The 17,699-nt window shown below is 44.8% G+C and carries 19 protein-coding genes; 3 read left to right on the top strand and 16 right to left on the bottom strand.

The features are described from left to right. Positions 1–147: 147 nt before the first annotated feature. From L5M29_RS00430 to rpoE, 4 genes are read right to left on the bottom strand one after another with little or no spacing between them, the layout of a single operon-like run. Entirely contained in the window at positions 148–621 is a 474-nt protein-coding gene (locus tag L5M29_RS00430) for a SoxR reducing system RseC family protein (RefSeq protein WP_105249858.1), read from the bottom strand. A 10-nt stretch (positions 622–631) separates the two neighbouring features. Continuing rightward, positions 632–1,564 carry a MucB/RseB C-terminal domain-containing protein gene (locus tag L5M29_RS00425; RefSeq protein WP_263165631.1) on the bottom strand — a complete coding sequence of 311 codons (933 nt, stop codon included), beginning with the start codon at positions 1,562–1,564 and terminating at the stop codon, positions 632–634. Positions 1,565–1,576: 12 nt separating this feature from the next. Beyond that, positions 1,577–2,203, bottom strand: coding sequence for a sigma-E factor negative regulatory protein (locus tag L5M29_RS00420; RefSeq protein WP_263165629.1), 627 nt, complete (start codon positions 2,201–2,203; stop codon positions 1,577–1,579). A 41-nt stretch (positions 2,204–2,244) separates the two neighbouring features. Beyond that, entirely contained in the window at positions 2,245–2,823 is a 579-nt protein-coding gene (gene rpoE / locus L5M29_RS00415) for an RNA polymerase sigma factor RpoE (protein WP_028760826.1), read from the bottom strand. Positions 2,824–3,013: 190 nt separating this feature from the next. Here rpoE and nadB point away from each other — a divergent pair, with 190 nt between their 5' ends. Next, positions 3,014–4,627 carry an L-aspartate oxidase gene (gene nadB, locus L5M29_RS00410; protein ID WP_028760827.1) on the top strand — a complete coding sequence of 538 codons (1,614 nt, stop codon included), beginning with the start codon at positions 3,014–3,016 and terminating at the stop codon, positions 4,625–4,627. A 34-nt stretch (positions 4,628–4,661) separates the two neighbouring features. On the opposite strand, the gene L5M29_RS00405 is transcribed toward nadB, so the two are convergent. From L5M29_RS00405 to rppH, 10 genes are all read right to left on the bottom strand, one after another. Beyond that, on the bottom strand, positions 4,662–5,102 hold the full coding sequence (locus L5M29_RS00405; RefSeq protein WP_219250086.1) for a protein YgfX: 441 nt from the start codon (positions 5,100–5,102) through the stop codon (positions 4,662–4,664). Next, complete coding sequence (locus L5M29_RS00400) at positions 5,083–5,331, bottom strand: succinate dehydrogenase assembly factor 2 (RefSeq protein WP_028760829.1); 249 nt, start codon at positions 5,329–5,331, stop codon at positions 5,083–5,085. The genes L5M29_RS00405 and L5M29_RS00400 overlap by 20 nt, the downstream gene beginning before the upstream one ends. An 85-nt stretch (positions 5,332–5,416) precedes the next feature. Then, the gene (nhaR, locus tag L5M29_RS00395; RefSeq protein ID WP_028760830.1) at positions 5,417–6,325 is read right to left on the bottom strand and encodes a transcriptional activator NhaR; all 909 of its coding nucleotides are present in this window, start codon (positions 6,323–6,325) and stop codon (positions 5,417–5,419) included. Between the two features lie 115 nt (positions 6,326–6,440). Beyond that, complete coding sequence (locus tag L5M29_RS00390) at positions 6,441–6,827, bottom strand: hypothetical protein (RefSeq protein WP_105249860.1); 387 nt, start codon at positions 6,825–6,827, stop codon at positions 6,441–6,443. A 2-nt stretch (positions 6,828–6,829) separates the two neighbouring features. Continuing rightward, positions 6,830–7,999, bottom strand: coding sequence for a Na+/H+ antiporter NhaA (gene nhaA / locus L5M29_RS00385; protein WP_028760832.1), 1,170 nt, complete (start codon positions 7,997–7,999; stop codon positions 6,830–6,832). 117 nt (positions 8,000–8,116) lie between these two features. Beyond that, entirely contained in the window at positions 8,117–8,911 is a 795-nt protein-coding gene (gene thyA / locus L5M29_RS00380) for a thymidylate synthase (RefSeq protein ID WP_105249861.1), read from the bottom strand. Further along, a complete protein-coding gene (gene lgt / locus L5M29_RS00375) occupies positions 8,908–9,717 on the bottom strand; it encodes a prolipoprotein diacylglyceryl transferase (RefSeq protein WP_263165626.1) in 810 nt (269 codons plus the stop codon). Before lgt ends, thyA begins: the two co-directional genes overlap by 4 nt. Positions 9,718–9,759: 42 nt before the next feature. Continuing rightward, a complete protein-coding gene (locus L5M29_RS00370; RefSeq protein ID WP_263165623.1) occupies positions 9,760–10,560 on the bottom strand; it encodes a sulfite exporter TauE/SafE family protein in 801 nt (266 codons plus the stop codon). A gap of 59 nt (positions 10,561–10,619) precedes the next feature. Continuing rightward, positions 10,620–12,854 (bottom strand): phosphoenolpyruvate--protein phosphotransferase, encoded by a 2,235-nt coding sequence (gene ptsP, locus L5M29_RS00365; RefSeq protein ID WP_105249864.1) that lies wholly within the window; start codon positions 12,852–12,854, stop codon positions 10,620–10,622. Between the two features lie 23 nt (positions 12,855–12,877). Further along, positions 12,878–13,402 (bottom strand): RNA pyrophosphohydrolase, encoded by a 525-nt coding sequence (gene rppH / locus L5M29_RS00360; RefSeq protein WP_006080762.1) that lies wholly within the window; start codon positions 13,400–13,402, stop codon positions 12,878–12,880. A 690-nt stretch (positions 13,403–14,092) separates the two neighbouring features. Between rppH and mutH the strand changes: the two genes are divergently transcribed. Then, a complete protein-coding gene (gene mutH, locus L5M29_RS00355; protein ID WP_131523041.1) occupies positions 14,093–14,764 on the top strand; it encodes a DNA mismatch repair endonuclease MutH in 672 nt (223 codons plus the stop codon). 122 nt (positions 14,765–14,886) lie between these two features. Next, on the top strand, positions 14,887–15,954 hold the full coding sequence (locus L5M29_RS00350) for an adenylate/guanylate cyclase domain-containing protein (protein WP_105249866.1): 1,068 nt from the start codon (positions 14,887–14,889) through the stop codon (positions 15,952–15,954). Between the two features lie 55 nt (positions 15,955–16,009). Here the strand turns inward: L5M29_RS00350 and oxyR are convergent, their stop codons facing one another. Continuing rightward, positions 16,010–16,921, bottom strand: a complete 912-nt coding sequence (gene oxyR, locus L5M29_RS00345) for a hydrogen peroxide-inducible genes transcriptional activator OxyR (protein ID WP_028760839.1) — start codon at positions 16,919–16,921, stop codon at positions 16,010–16,012. A 282-nt stretch (positions 16,922–17,203) separates the two neighbouring features. Further along, a complete protein-coding gene (locus L5M29_RS00340) occupies positions 17,204–17,569 on the bottom strand; it encodes an Hpt domain-containing protein (protein ID WP_028760840.1) in 366 nt (121 codons plus the stop codon). Positions 17,570–17,699: the final 130 nt, after the last annotated feature.

Raw genomic sequence — 17,699 nt, 5'->3', positions numbered from 1 at the left:
CTGAAAATGGATACGGTTCAAAGGAGCGAAATTGTACCTGATTGCGGTTTCAATACCAATCACATTCACTCCTACTTAAGACAGGCCGATAAAACAACGTCCCAAACCGCAGTTAGCTGTTATTTGATAAAAAATAACACATTGAAATTATTGAGCTAATTCGTTTAAATTGATGCTCCTACCTAAATAGGCCAAAATCACAGGCTGAGCATCAACTTCTAAACGTTTGGCCTGTTGCTTACCAAAAGACCACGCAATCAAGGCACCAACGGCCGCAAAGCCCATGGCACCTAGGTTAGGATTAAACTCAAGCAACTGGCCTAAAAATTGTCCTAACGCTGCGCCGACAAACAGGCCAAACAGCGGCATTAAATAGATTAATGCCGCGGCTTTGAGGATCACGCTCTCGGGAAGGCCTAATTTGAGTAATTCACCAGCCTCACAGCGGCGGTCACTCTGAATAGAAAATTGCTGGGTTTTCGAGGAAAAAGCCTGAGCGACAGCAGAGGTCCCGCAAGACTCACTGTTACTGCAGCTCTTGCAAGTACTCTTAAGTTCCACTTCAACCGTCAACCAGCCTTGACTATCACTGGAGACGACTCTGGCAATTTCTTCCATCATAATCGGCGTCCTATTCTAGCGTCAGACTTTTAGCAATGCGCGTTAGGGTTTCTGTCGGCACTTTACCCACAGCAACCACTTCGGCATTACCGACTTTTTCTGAGACTAACGACAAGCCATTACGGGTAATTAATTCTTCAGGCAATGGACTCGTGCCCGCACGCGCCACATAAACAGAAATATTTGCTAGTCCATCGGTCAGTGCTATGTACTCCACCGCTTCGTGACTGCCAATTAATCTATGGTGGTCGCGCACTACCACAGTAAAACCTGCGGGTAACCAAGCAAATTGCCAGTTTTGACCGTCTTGGCGCTCGGCTTGATCGATAACTGCCGGCCACTCTTGCTTATAAGCCTCTTGCAAAATGGCTGGCGGCTCGCTGAATTCAATGAGTTCAATCACCATGATCTGCTCAAGTAATTGCTTATCTTGAGTCAGCATGTCGTATCTCAGCGGCAGATAGGTTTCCATATCAAGCCAAATTTGAAAGCCATAACGGAATTCATCATTGGGCAACAGGCGGATCATCTGCCCTGGACGCCCAGCGATACGGGTACGGCCACCGAGTACAAACTGATAACCCACTTCTAAGTCCGCCATATTGGCAGAGAAAGCAGCGGGCCAGACACCTTGAATATGATTAGAAACGATACTATACGCAGGCTCATCGTGCTCAATAAAGGTGACACGATTACCGACACGCACTGCATTTTTAGGTGGACCGTTAAGGTATTCTAGAAAGGCAACTTCTTGATTATTCACCTTACCATGCAGGTAAACCAAAGGCCGAATATGATCGGCCTGAAGTTGAATAATCGATGCTTTAAACTCTTTCTCTCGTAAAGCCTGACTCATTTTCTCGAGCCAAGCTTTGGCAGGTATGTCTTCCTGCGCGGTTGCAGGAAAGACCAAGGCTAATAAAGCCAACAGGATTAGACGCAAGCTAACTCCTCGTTATTGATTGACCGGAACGGGTACGACCTCGGTATTGTCCTCTACAACCGCACCAGTATTCAATCGTTGTTGCAACATATGATCTTGGATATAAGTATTAATTCGGCGACGTTGCTCATTCACCTGATCATTGGTATAGCCTTGATTCTGTTGTACAGGACCGGTTTGTAGGCTCACAGGTGATGCGCTACCAATAAGCGGTCTGGTAATCAATACGGGCGATGGTGACGCGGCATCATCGGCGCTCTGATTGTAATTCTGCACACCCACAATCGCAAACATAGCAACCGTCGCAGCAATGGCATATTGACCAAATTGCTTAAATAAAGGTACGACGCGGCTTTGCTCCGAATTGGCGGCAATTTGTGGCGTTACAGGTGCAGTAACTTTAGACGCATGATGCTTAGGCGCAACTATCGCTGGCTCAAGTTCAATGGCGGCAGCAATGCTAGCAGAGAGATCTAACACAATAGTCTGCGGCAATTCGCCACGCATGGCATCGCCTATCATATGATAGTTATGCCATTTATCATGTGAATGTGTATCAGCAGATAACTCTGCCATGGTCTGTTCATCAGTCTCTCCATCGACTGCGGCAGATACCCATTCTTGACCTAATTTATCCATTTTTCACCTGTCTAAATATAAGGGTTTCTTAAAATAAGAATTTAGGCTTCCAGCAAAGGCTGGAGCTTTTTATCGATTGCTTCTCGTGCTCGGAAGATACGTGATCTTACGGTCCCGACAGGACAATCCATGACTATGGCAATATCTTCGTAACTCATACCATCGAGTTCACGCAATGAGATGGCCATTCGTAATTCTTCAGGCAAGGTCTCTAATGTATCGAAAATCACTTTTTTGATTTCATCCGATAACATTAGCCGTTCTGGGGAGGCAAACTCCTTCAGCGCGTCACTGCCTTCGTAATATTCGGCATCTTCTGCATCAACATCATTCGCAGGCGTTCTACGCCCCTGTGATACGAGATAATTCTTCGCAGTGTTTACTGCGATGCGGTACAACCAAGTATAAAATGCACTTTCACCGCGAAAGTTTGGCAAAGCTCTGTAAGCTTTGATAAACGCTTCCTGTGCCACATCAGCAACGTCCGCTTGGTTCCGTACATAACGGGATATCAAGCTAATGACTTTACTTTGATATTTAAGCACTAACAGGTTAAAAGCGTTTTTATCACCTTGTTGTACGCGCTCAACTAATTGTTGATCACTTAATTGTCCACTCATCCGAGCCGACTTCTCCTAAATCTAAAATGCTGATTTCTCAGTCGCTCGAATCATATTCACTTATGTAGACTCGCGGGCTTTGAAAAAGTTCTAAAAATTATACAAAAAAAGTAAGGTAAAAAGGAAAGTACCCATAATCGGTGAGTTGGTTTACCATAGATGGCACTCTTCAGTCACATCATGATACCCGATGAAACAAGTAGTTGAACACCAATCTGACATATTAGTCATAGGTAGCGGTGCCGCAGGTCTGACACTAGCTTTGCATCTTGCTGAAAAAGCAAAAGTAATTCTGCTTTCAAAAGGCCCACTCTCGGAAGGGTCGACTTACTACGCCCAAGGCGGTATCGCCTCCGTCTTCGACGAAAGTGACACTATCGAATCCCATGTTGCAGACACCTTAATCGCAGGTGCGGGTTTATGCGACAAAGACGTCGTCACTTTTACCGCTGAAAATGCTAAGAGTGCGATGCAATGGCTTATCGAATGTGGCGTTGCCTTCGATAAAGAAGAAACCACAGACGGCAACGCAAAAGATGCACCTTACCATTTAACCCGTGAAGGCGGCCATAGCCACAGACGTATTCTGCACGCTGCCGATGCCACAGGCAAGGAAGTGCAAACCACACTGCAAGAGCGCGCACTCGCCCACCCCAATATTCAAGTTTTAGAACGCTATAACGCCATCGACCTCATCACCACCCGTAAATTAAATCGCCCAGGTAACCGTGTGTTAGGCGCTTATGTGTGGAATCGCAATGAAGAGCACGTCGAAACCGTTAAGGCCAAGTTTGTTGCGTTAGCAACAGGCGGTAGCTCTAAGGTTTATCAATATACCTCAAACCCCGATGTCGCTAGTGGTGATGGTATTGCCATGGCATGGCGTGCAGGTTGCCGCGTGGCGAATATGGAGTTCAACCAATTCCATCCGACGTGTTTGTACCACGCAGATGCGCGCAACTTCTTACTCACCGAAGCCCTGCGTGGTGAAGGTGCTTATCTGCGTCGTCCTGATGGCAGCCGCTTTATGCCGGACTTTGATGAACGCGCTGAGCTCGCTCCCCGTGACATCGTTGCCCGCGCCATCGATTATGAGATGAAACGTCTGGGTGCCGATTGCGTCTATCTAGATATCAGCCATAAAGATGCTGACTTTGTGATGAAGCATTTTCCGACCATCTATAGCCGTTGCTTAGATCTGGGAATTGATATCACTAAGGATGCAATCCCTGTCGTGCCTGCTGCTCACTATACCTGCGGTGGAGTAATGACAGATATGCACGGTCAAACGGATCTCAATGGTCTCTATGCTATTGGTGAAGTCGCCTATACGGGCTTACATGGCGCCAATCGTCTGGCGAGTAACTCGTTACTCGAATGTTTAGTGTTTGCCCGTGCGGCGTCACAGGACATAGAAAGCCAACTGCATAAAATTCAAATCCCGGGACAAATACCCGCATGGGATGAAAGTAAAGTGTCGAACTCGGATGAGGAAGTGGTCATCGCCCATAACTGGCACGAACTGCGGTTATTCATGTGGGACTACGTTGGAATTGTACGCTCTGATAAACGTCTGGAGCGAGCACTGCGCCGCTGCCTGATGTTACAGCAAGAAATTCAGGAATATTACAGTAACTTCAGGGTTAGCAATAACTTGCTCGAATTACGTAACTTAGTGCAAGTGGCCGAATTAATTATTCGCTGTGCCATGGAGCGTAAAGAAAGCCGTGGGCTGCATTTTAATATCGATCATCCAGAGAAATTAGACGCGCCTCGCCCAACAATTTTACTACCAGAAAAGTAACCGCATACGCATAGGTGACTTCATCATAAACAGACTAAATCTCAGAATGAGGTTTAGTCTTTTGCATTTTAGCCCGCAGCAACAGCCGACATAAATGTCGATAGTCAGTATCATTTAACATATCAGCCCAAACCAGCAAGAGCCGCAGCTGAGTATCCACTTCGATATAAATCAAGCAAACAAAGGGCGTGACCCAAGTGCGTTTTAGTACCTGAAAGTGCTCCCCCGTTGACAAACGTCCCTCGCCTTTATCACTCAGCACAAAATCTAAACGCCAATGCTGCAGTCGCCACAACTGCAACAGCAAGAAAATACTGACAAGTACGATAAACAAATATTTAAGCAGAGATAAGGCGATAATCTCGCTTTGGGGCCAAAGCAGAAATGAGCTAGAACAGACACCAATAAAAACGACCAACGAGAGTCGTTGGTCGAAAGAGGCTTTTACGCTGAAACTATGGTGCCGGTCTTCCACGGACTTTCACTATCATACGAGCCAGTTCAGTGTCAGGGCACACTTCATGGCCCATAAACCAAGCAAACAATTCTGGATCTTCACATTCCAACAAACGGATAAACACGGTTTTATCTTCATCGGACATTTCTTGATAGAAGTTTTCAACAAAAGGTTGAAGCAAGACGTCTAATTCCAGCATCCCACGGCGACATGCCCAGCGAACCCTTGCGATGTTCATTAATTCCAAGGTATTTCTCCCAACACAGATTTGGCATTAGTCTATCAGTTCACTGACTAAAGTGTCGATTAACCCTTCATATTGGCTCACAAAATTAGCATTGTTGTACTTGCGTATCGAGCCCCTCAAAGAGATCGCTAAAATCTGTATCCAATAATCGCTTTACCGCAGGATGTTGGATCATACGTTCGGCAAACATCACATGGTATTCCTCTTTCACATCGGTGGTTTCACCGAGCAAATTCATACCATGGGAAATCACTTCTTGGCGATAAATCGACGGAGTGACAAAAATACCTCGTTTAAGGTAACCAAAGGCTTTCATCATGGCCGCATCATCGAACTCGCCCAAAATACTGACTTTAAGATTTTGCTCGTCAAACCAGCGATATAGCTGTTGTCCGAGTGAAGTTCTACGGCCGGGGATTAATAGCTGGCCTTGTTCTAAACAGGCAGGAAAATCAGCGCTATAAGTCTCAGCGGAGAAAAAACTCACGCCACACTCGCCTAATTTTTTAGATAAAATTTCAGGGTATTTCAGTGACTCACCTGCACAATCCGAAAGGATCATATCCAGTTTATGCTCACGTAAACGCGCCATTAGGCTCTCGTGAGTCGCCTCATAGCAGGCTAAGTGCATAGAATTGTCATTAGGCACTACGGATAATAACACTCGGCTGACTAAAGCTTTAGATAAGGCATCGGCAATACCCACCTCGAATAACATGGCATCCGCTTTTTGATAGTTAAGTAAATCGAGCATTTCATAGCTAAGGCTAAACATCTTATCGGCGTAGCGAAAAACCAATTCACCTAATTCTGTCGCCTCCAATGTCCGCCCGACTCGCTTGAACAGACTGCCGTTTAACCTATCTTCTAAGGCACGAATTTGCCCAGTTATCGTTTGCGGCGTTAAACAGAGGGCTTCGGCCGCCTTCGCGACTGAGCCCTTTTTCTTAATCATCCAAAAATAATACAAGTGGTTATAATTCAAGTGCAGCATGCTAACCCGCTGTTAATGCTCCCTCAAACGCCAAGGCGCTGAGGGGGGGACTGTGTTATTTTAAACTCGATAGTTTAAAATCAGATGATTAAAAACCTGATGATTCCCAGTCAAGTTACTTTAAACGCTGGCAGTCGAGTAAGTTAGTAACTATGCCTTGTAACTGCTCCAAATCGGCAGCATTCCCCAGACTTACCGCTTCAGTGACTCCTGAAACTAAAACGTTACGTTCAGGAATACGTTCGGCGCAATAGGTTCGATTCGCTTCTTGGAAACGTTTACCACCGCGATACTTAAGTGCCCTCGATTCATAACCATTAGTTTCTAATCTCGCCCCTAAGGAATCAGATTTAAACATCAAAGCGCCATCCACTATTCCTTCAAGATAGCTTTGGCAAGTCTGCGAGTTTGCATCTTGATTACAGGCCGATATTTGCGATGCCGTCGCGGTTGTTGATAAACATAAGAGCGTTGCTATTCCCATTAATTTCAACTTTATCATAGTTATACTCCTTTATTAGGTAACACTTTTGATAACCAGAAATACCCGACTAACGCTGCCATAATCGAACCGATTAAGGTCCCTAGGCGTGCTAAGTCACCGTACATAGGGTCTGCATGTTCAAAGGCTAACGACGCAATAAACATAGACATAGTAAAACCAATACCGCACATGGCCGCGACGGGGGCAATTTGCTTCCAACCTACGCCATCGGGCAATTGAGCTAATTTTAGTTTCACCGCAATAAAGCTAAATAACATTACACCGATTGGCTTACCTAACATCAGGCCCAATGCAATACCAACAGGAACAGGAGAAATTAACGTCTCCAAATTCATATTGCCGACATAAACGCCCGCATTGGCAAAAGCAAACACTGGCAAAATGAGGAAAGTACTCCAAGGATGCAAACTATGCTCTAAGCCTTCTGAGGGTGAACTGCCATCCTTTGCCCGCAATGGAATACAAAAAGCAATGATGACGCCAGCCAGAGTCGCATGCACTCCAGACTTAAGAACGGCAACCCAAAGAATTAACCCTAAGATGCCATAGGGTAAAAGTGAAGTAACCCCTTTGCGGTTTAACCCGACCAGGCCCGCAATCGCTAAACTGGCAATCACTAAACTGATGGTTGATAAGTCAGTACTGTAAAACAGCGCGATAATCACTATGACGCCTAAGTCATCGATGATAGCTAAAGCAAGTAAGAAGACTTTCAGTGAAACAGGAACGCGGCTTCCGAGCAGCGCCATAATACCTAAGGCAAAGGCAATATCGGTCGCGGCAGGAATCGCCCAGCCCGCTTGTGTGACAGGATCACCGTAGTTAAACAGTAAGTACACACCAGCAGGGACTAACATGCCGCCAATGGCTGCAAAGGTAGGCAGGGAAGCTTGAGCGACACTCGATAAGGCGCCTTCAAGTAACTCACGTTTCACTTCTAAACCAATCAGCAAAAAGAATATGGCCATCAAGCCATCGTTTATCCACAGGATGAGTGGCTTGTGTATATTGAGCTCGCCAATTTTGACTTGAACGTCAGTGCCTAAAAAGCCTTGATAAAGTCCAGATAAGGGGGAATTGGCCATCAGCATGGCTAAGGCAACAGCAACCAATAGTAGGATACCGCCAGCCGACTCTTGGCTCAGAAAATTTCTAATTGCTTTTTCCATCTTGCACTCCTAAAAATCATAATGAATTGAGTGTAGACGAATTGTAATAACAAATATAATCGTAAGTTTCTCCCTAACACCTCGGTTATCCCGAAGTGTTAGGCTAAAAAACATGCATCACACAGCAACAGGGGCTTTGATATGAGGGTGTGGAGCGTAGTTTGTTAATTCAAAATCATCGAATTGATAGTCAAAAATCGACTCAGGTCTGCGTACAATAGTCATGGTCGGCAACGGTTTTGGATCACGACTTAACTGCAGTGCCGTCTGTTCCATATGATTAGAATATAAATGGGTATCGCCACCCGTCCACACAAAATCACCTAAGGCCAAGTCACATTGCTGGGCGACCATCATAGTTAACAAAGCATAACTGGCAATATTAAATGGCAAACCAAGAAACACATCACAACTACGCTGATACAGCTGACAAGATAATTTGCCATCGGCTACATAGAACTGAAAAAACGCGTGGCACGGTGCCAAAGCCATTTTATCCAGTTCGCCCACGTTCCAAGCAGAAACGATAAGACGGCGAGAATCTGGTTGAGATTTTATCTGGGCGATAACTTGCGAAATCTGGTCGATAGCATCACCACTCTGGGTTGGCCAACTGCGCCACTGGGCACCATAAACTGGGCCCAAATCGCCATTATCATCGGCCCATTCATCCCAAATACTGACCTTGTTTTCGCGTAAATAGGCAACGTTAGTTTCACCCTTCAGAAACCACAGCAATTCATGAATGATAGAGCGCATATGGCATTTTTTGGTGCTCACCAAAGGAAAACCTTTGCTCAAATCGAAGCGCATTTGATAGCCAAATACCGAGCGAGTCCCAGTACCTGTGCGATCCGATTTATCCACGCCTTCGGCTAATATATGCTTCATTAAGTCTAAATACTGTTTCATTGCTGCTTACCTTGCTTACGAAAAATCAAGTACAAACCGATTAACACCATAGGCACAGAGAGTATCTGCCCCATAGTCATAAATCCCCAGTAGAGTCCCAACTGTGTGTCGGGTTGCCTCACAGTTTCAACCATAATACGGAACATACCGTAACCGACTAAGAACATACCAGAGACGGCACCGACTTTATTGGTACGTTTGCTAAACCAGTAAAGTAATAGGAATAATGCTACGCCTTCAAGGGCGAACTGATACAACTGGGATGGATGACGTGGGTCAGGCCCACCAGTTGGAAACACCATAGCCCAAGGCAGATCAGTGGTTCGTCCCCAAAGCTCGCCGTTGATAAAGTTACCAATACGACCAGCGCCTAAACCAATAGGCACAACAGGTGCCACCATATCGGCGACAGCAAAAAAAGTACGTTTTTGTTTCCACGCGATATAGAGCATCGCCGTAATCACGCCCAGCAAACCGCCGTGGAAGGACATGCCACCTTCAGAGATTTTAAATAAATAGAGGGGACTGGCGAGGAAATAATCGAAATGATAAAAAAGCACGTAACCGATACGGCCACCTAAAATCACCCCAAGAAAACCATAAAAGAGTAAATCTGAAACTTGCTCCCGCGTCCATATCCCCTTTGAACGGTCGGCTTTGCGGTTCAACAACCACATGGCCGCAACAAATCCGACTAAATAGGTAAAACCATACCAACGCAGTGCCGGTTCAAAGGTTTGTCCAAAAAGATTAAACGGTCCAAATGAAACGATCACGGGATCGATATTGGGGAAACTCAGCGCCATAACACATCCATTAGCTGCCTCAAACTGAGATAAACATAAAAACTAGGTCAGAATTAACTTAAGGCCGACACATAGAAGTAACAGTGCAAATATCTTTTTAAGTACCGATGTTGGCCAAGTGCTCGCCGCTTTTACCCCCACAGGCGCCATCAAGACAGAAGTGATCACTAAACCAAACAATGCAGGTAAATAGATATAGCCTAAGGTACCATAGGGCAACTCAGGGGCATTCATTCCTGCAATAATATAGCCGAAACTGCCAGAAAGAGAGATTAAGAAACCCATCGCAGCAGAAAAGCCCACGGCTTGACGCATCTGTAAACCATAAAAAGTCAAAAATGGCACTATCAATATACCGCCACCTATCCCGGTCAAACCTGCCAAAACTGCAACAAAAGCCGATACGACAAAAAGCACTACTGAATTAGGTAATTGACGATTTGATTCGGTCTTAACGGGATAAGCCATTTGAATTGTCATTAAAATCACAAAGATGGCAAAACCTTGTTGTAACTTATCAGCGGGAATACGCTCAGCAATAAAACCTGAAGCCAGCGCGCCTATAATCAGGCCCGGTAACATTGATTTGAATAAATTCCAAGGCACATTGCCACGCTTATGGTGGGCACGTGCCGACGAAATAGAGGTGAGAATAATGGCTGCTAGCGAAGTGGCAATTGCAATATGGGGGAGCTGAGTAGAGCTAATACCGACCGATGGCAAAATATAAAGCAGTGCCGGCACTACAATCAAGCCGCCACCGATACCTAATAATCCAGCCATAAAGCCGACAAATGCGCCTAAAGCCAAGCAAATAAAGAACACCAACAACAAACTATCCACACGAGTACCTACAGCGTGATAAATTGAGGGCCTTAGCTTAAAGCAAAACACAGCATTAGTTAATTAAGAATTGTTGCGAGACCCTGCTGGGTCAAATATTCTTTAACCAGCTCACGCACTTGGAAGCCGTTTGATAGGCTCAGCGCTTTAGCAAGTAATTGATCTAAATCGGCCCGCGCAACACGTCGCAATAGATAATTGATCCGCGCTAAACTGCCCTGATTCATACTCAACTGATCGTATCCCATAGCCACCAGCAAAATGGCCCCCATAGGTTCGCCCGCGAGCTCTCCACAGATACTAATATCGAGTTTATGGTATCGACAATCTAGGTGCGCCTGATGCAAAGCCCGCAATATTCCAGGATGATAACTGTCAAATAACGAGCTCACCCGCGGGTTATTACGGTCAACAGCCAGCAAATATTGGGTTAAATCATTACTACCAACAGAGACAAAATCCACTCGTTTTGCCACATCATCCAACTGATATAACATGGCAGGCACTTCGAGCATAATGCCTATTCGTGGCATCACTATGTCGCTGTTAACATCGTTTTTTAATTCAACATAGGCTTGTTGCAAATATTCTAAGGATTGATCGATTTCATCTAAGTTGCTGACCATAGGCAGCAAAATACTTAACTGTTTACCGTCTCCCCCAGCCTGTAGCATGGCCCGTAACTGCACCAAAAACAGCTCAGGATGATCCAGAGACAAGCGAATACCGCGCCATCCAAGGAAAGGATTGTCTTCTTTAATCGGGAAATACGGTAAAGGTTTATCGCCTCCCACATCTAAAGTACGCATCACCACAGGTCGACCGGACGCTGCCGATAAGACCTGTTGATAGACTTTGACTTGCTCAGATTCACTCGGGAAGCGCTGTTGCAACATAAAAGGAATTTCAGTGCGATAAAGCCCAATACCGTCGGCGCCCTCTGCAATTTCAGAGGCCACACCACTGAGTAATCCCGCATTGAGATACAAGCGAATACGTGAACCATCTAAGGTTACAGAAGGCAGCGCTAATTCTTGGGCATACTGGCGTTGCAAGGCTTTTTGTGCCGAAATCAGGCTACGATACTCACCGACAATCGCAGGTGATGGCGACACCAATAACTGACCACGGCTTGCGTTGACGACTAAAAGTTTTTGGTCAATATTGGCAGATAACAGTTGCTCTACACCTGTAATAGCAGGCACACCTAAGGCACGGGCTAAAATGGCGGCATGGGAGTTTACGCCACCAAGCTCAGTGACAATACCCGCAAGCTTTTGCCTTGGGAACTCAGCCAACATAGTCGCATCGGCTTCACGGGTAATGAGGATTACAGGTTTATCGGGCTCAAGCTCTAGACGTTCTGGCTCAATAAGTTGGCGCAATACTTTTTGACCTAAGTCGCGAATATCGCTAGCCCGCTCCTTAAGGTAAGGGTCTTCCATTGCTAAAAACTGTTGAATATAACGTAGAGACACTCGACTCACCGCCGACTCAGCAGCCCAGCCTAATTGCACTTCACGGGTATATTCGCCGCCTAAACTAGCATCATCAAGCAGTAACTGTAATGCATTGAAAATGGAGACAACTTCGTCATCTTGCTCACGATCAAACCGTTGAGATAAGGCACCTATCGCTTCTTTACAACGCACCATAGCCGTGGTTAAGCGACTCGATTCATAGGCAATATCGTCAGAACGCACCTCAGGCTGTTCAAGGGGGATTTCCCCACCAAGTACGAAGGCATACGCAATGGCGATACCGTTTGACGCTGAAGTACCTTGAAACAGAATTTGTTGATGATGGGAGCTGACTTGTGCTTTTTGTTTTAAGCCACGCACCGCCATCGCTAATTGGGCGGCGAGGGTCATCAGGAAGGCTTCTTCACCCTCACTGAATTGGCGAGCACTCGCCTGCTGTACCACTATCACCCCTACCACAGCCTTCTGGTAGATAATAGGTACAGCTAAAAAAGCGCGGTATTCTTCTTCGGCGACTTCAGGAAAAAGCTTAAACCTTGGATGAAGCCGAGCATCTGCTAAATTAACGGCCTCTTCTCGCTGGGCAGCGAGTCCAACTAAACCTTCAGTCAGCGGCATACGTACTCGACCAACGGCGCTTTTTTCAAGACCATCGGTTGCAGATAACACGAGTTCTTGCTCTTCTAGGATATAGATGGAGCAACATTGGGTTTCCATCGCCGCTTTAGTCGATGAAACTAAGATTTCTAATGCGGTTTCCAAACTGTGGGCAGATGCCACAGCCTGAGTAATATCCCTAAGCGTATTTAACACTGTTTTCAATCCTCTTTTGAAAATCAGCCCGTTGTTTTTTGTCTTCCCCGCTTCCTAGGTATTTCTAGGGTTTGGAATGACAATGCCGTTACCGCAAACTCTTTCATCACCTTACGATAAACATCACGCTTAAATGACACAACTTGCCGCACAGGATACCAATAACTTACCCAACGCCAATCGTCAAATTCAGGATGCCCAGAAGAACTCAAATTAATCGCACTATCTTGGCTTTTCAGTTGTAACAGAAACCACTTTTGTTTTTGCCCGATACACACAGGTTTACTGTCTTGCCTGACTAAACGCTTTGGCAAACGATAGCGCAACCAAGAACGGGTCGAGGTTAATATATGCACGTGTTCAGGTCTTAGGCCCACTTCTTCATACAACTCACGGTACATAGCCTCTTCTGCTGTCTCGCCATCATCGACGCCACCTTGAGGAAATTGCCATGAGTGTTGACCGAAACGTCTAGCCCACATGACTTGGCCATATCTGTTACAAATTATAATGCCCACATTTGCGCGAAAGCCGTCGCTATCAATCACATGGACTCCAAATCACATTAAATTTTAATAAACTGATTGTTTCATAAAGCTAGTCTCTCAGCAAACCTCTATTTTATCCTAAGCTTTGGATAACATCTGACTTAAAAGACATTTATCAACAATGCTAGGGGATGGAATCCGGGGATATCCACATTTTCTGTGGATATCTCTGTTTGAAACTCAGGTGAACTTGTTATAACGTTCAAAAAACATCTATTTACCATCGTTTTTAAAATTTAGCGTTAAAACTTAATAGCAAACAAATTCATAAACTTGCAAATTAATCATGATTTATTTTAGACTAAAAAACCAATAAAGCTCATTATTTGACCAGTAAGAAGTATTTCTATCATTCTCGCGATATTACTCAACTTTATACACAAATAGTGTCCACAACTGTCCACAAAAGCTAGAATAAATGCACTTTATTCGCATTGACTTAGGGTTTTTATTAGGTTAAGAGGCTCACTTTACTGAGTTATCCATAATATCTGTGGATAAGTATGTGGGGAACGCAAGGGAAAGCAGAGAGTAACTTTGAACACTTTTTTGCAAAACGGGGGTTAACACGGATATAAAATTGAAAATCAGTCACTTAGAATAAAAACATTCGGTACAAGTTAACCCACCCTATAGAGCTCGTTTTTTAACCACCATTGCTAAGCGGTTATTTTTAAGTAAAATCCAGCCATGAATCGAATTATCCCCCCCGAAAATCTATCTGAACTACTCGAACGTGCCAACATGATGGCGGGCGTGAGTTTGGCGCAGATAGCCAGCCAAAGAAGCATTCGTGTCCCCAAGGATCTTAAACGCGATAAAGGTTGGGTCGGTCAACTAATCGAAATGGAATTAGGCGCAACGGCGGGTTCTAAACCTGAGCAAGATTTTCTACATTTAGGAGTCGAGCTAAAAACTATCCCCATTGATACACAAGGGCGACCGCTGGAGACCACTTATGTCTGCGTGGCGCCGCTATCAAATATCCAAGGATTAACCTGGCAAAACAGCTTAGTCTGCCATAAGTTACAGCGAGTACTTTGGGTACCTGTTGAAGGAGAGAGGCATATTCCTGTGGGTGAGCGCCGTATAGGTACACCAATATTGTGGGAACCAGATCCGCACGAGTTGCAATTACTGCAACAGGATTGGGAAGAGATCATGGAGCTTATCGCTCTCGGAAAAGTAGAGAGGCTTACAGCGCGCCACGGCGAAGTGCTGCAATTGCGACCTAAGGCCGCGAATAGTAAGGCGTTAACACAAAGCATTGCCGAAGATGGTAGCCTCAAAATGACCAACCCTAGGGGCTTTTATTTAAAGACCAGTTTCACCGCTATGATACTTAATAAGGTATTTGGTTAATTTTTAGTAACGATATGGACTTGGATTGATCCAGATCACAAATTTCACTGGCACTAAGGTGACTCTTTTCTATAAACTACGGCATCCTGAAATCACAGCCGTATTCGGATACCAATCAAGCAGTGAGAGCACGTAGACAAGCGAAAAAACTCCTTTTTGCGATTTTAGCTTGGGCGATTGCCATGGCTGCATTCGTGTTTTTTCGATATGCCCAATCACCAGAGCTGCCCCAATGGGCGGTAAGTTCGGCTGATCTCGCAACACTTGCTATCTACATGGGGATTATTTTCGGCAGCTTACATTGGATGTCGAACGTCATTGCCGATTTCAGTGCAATCAATCGCCTCCCCTATGTGTTTTCAGTCATCTTTAAGGGCTTGTTTTTATTACTGGGTGCTACGACGTTAGCTTACATGACTCAGTTTTTAAATATGTGGGCCATCGAAAATCACATGTCGACCCTCAGACAAATGCTGACGGCGCACATTCTCTATAGTCCTTCATTCCAAGCATTGATCGTATATCTGGTCGTCGTACGAGTCAGCTTAGCTTTTGTCGAACAAATGGCATTATTAGTCGGGCCGCGTATTTTACTCAACATAGGCCTTGGTAAATACCATAAGCCAAGATATGAACAGCGCTTATTCCTCTATTTAGACATGGTCGCCTCAACCACACATGCCGAATCACTTGGCGATTACCGCTTTAGTCGATTGATCCAAGACAGCTTTAGTTTACTTTCAGATACTGTGTCCAATAACGAAGCTGAAATCTACCGCTATATGGGAGATGCAGTGCTGCTTCACTGGCCATTAGAAGAAGGGATAGTTCACGACCGCTGCATGAATATCTATTTTGAATTTAGCCAACAACTGAACTGGCAACGCCGCTACTTTGAAGAGCATTATGGCTTTGTGCCGAAATTTAAAGCGGCGGCCCATTGTGGCCAAGTCGTCGCTGCAGTTGTTGGTGTACAGAAACAAGAAATTAGTTTCTTTAGTGACGTGCTCAATACCTTAGCAAGACTGCAAGATCAATGTAATCCACTAGGACAGCGCATGTTGATTTCGGGCGCACTCGCGGGACGTTTAGATAACCCCAATACGCAGTATCACCTATCAAATCTAGGCCCAGTCAAACTCAAAGGGAAACAACACTCAATTGAAGTGTTTGGCGTTTCCCCGCTTTGATTTGTAATCGACTTTAAGCTTTAGCTTGAATTAATGCTTTGCAGTTACAGTCAGTTTATTCCTCGTCCTTAGCTAATAATTTTTGGATCATTAACCCTAAAGTGCGGAAAGTTAAGATCCGACTGGTGGTTTGACGCCAGACAAGGCCGATATCACGGTAAGGTGCCTCACCCGGTGGCGTCATCACCACTAAATCTGTGTCATTCAAAATACCCGCGTCAATGGCCATTTGCGGAAGAAACGTGGTGCCCAGTTTACTGTTCACCATCTGCACTAAAGTATGCAAACTGGTGGCGGCAAACGGATTGACTTTCGCACTATCACCTAGCTGACATGCAGTAATAGCATGGCCTGTGATGCAATGCTCACTTTGCAGAAGAAAAATACTCTCGTCCGGCAGAGTTTGATAATCAATAGGTTGATGTATGCCACCCGCTAAATCTTTGTGGGCCACCATTTTGAAAGGATCTATGCCCACTTTCATGCTGTGGTAACCGCTTGTATCAACGGGTAGCGCTAGGATCAATAAGTCCAGCTCTCCTTTACCCAAAGCATCTAGCAAACGCTCAGTGGTATCTTCCTTCAATAATAAACTCATCGCCGGATAAGATTGCTGACACTGGCGGATCACACGACTCAATAGAAAAGGCGCTATGGTTGGAATACAGCCTAAGCGAATATCCCCCGTCATCGGCTCACCTTGATTTTTCACTAATTCCACCAAATCATCCACATCAGTGAGAATTTTACGGGCGCGCTGCACCACTTCTTCACCAATGGCGGTAAACATAAATGACTTATGGTCTCGCTCAATCAACTGATGCCCTAACTGCTCTTCTAGGTTTTGGATCCCACTTGAGAGCGTTGATTGACTGACGAAACACACCTTAGCGGCGCGGTTAAAATTCTGCTCTTGATGGAGATTCACCAAATAGAATAAGTTTTTTAAGCTAGGTAAACTTTTCATTTTCTCGATTGCCATGAAGGTTATGAATTAAGAAATTAAATCTACTTTAGCATAAGTGATGAGCAATAACGCGGCATAAGATATCAGGATTGTGACCCGAATCGATATTCAATCGGTTCGCCGTAAAACTTAAGTGGGAGTAACAAAATAAGATGGGAAAAGCGCTAACAAGAAAATGTCGAAAACAATAAACTTAATCGTAAAACCAATGCAAGATTCACTCAATTAAGCGCAACAATAGACATTATTGCTGCGCCTTAACTTACCTTAGCAAGTAATATTTTATGCTTTGGCTTGGAGGAATAACTTTAACTGTTGTAAATCTGCACTCGCGTGTTCAACGATGTCAGCAACCCAAGAGCCATGTTCAGCATCCCATCTTGCTTCTTCGCCATGCTGTAATAATTGGGCGATTTGCTGAATACGTTTTAACCCCACAGAACCTGCAGCACCTTTAAATTTATGTGCTTCTGAACATAAGGTATCTTTGTCTGCTGCGTCGTTAGCCTTCACTAGATTTCCAACATATTCAGGCATTAGCTGCTCAAATAACACCACACTCTTGAGTAAGGTACCGGCACCAATGGCGCTGCAGTACTGTTCGAGAGTATTGAGATCTAGGATTGCTTCTAATTCAACTGTGGCCATAAGGCCTCCCTTAAGTGGTTCAATGCTTAAAACGAATTTATCACATGATACCCACTAAAATTGTCAGTGCAACTTATAGCGATATTCATGGTCTAATTCAGATTAAAATTAACAAAAAACAAACTAATAG

Origin of the sequence: Shewanella sp. SM95 (genome assembly GCF_025653595.1) — a bacterium.
GTDB classification, from domain to species: Bacteria; Pseudomonadota; Gammaproteobacteria; order Enterobacterales; family Shewanellaceae; genus Shewanella; species Shewanella oncorhynchi.
The sequence above is the reverse complement of the archived record's forward strand: the minus strand, read 5'-3'. Positions and strand labels throughout refer to the sequence as shown.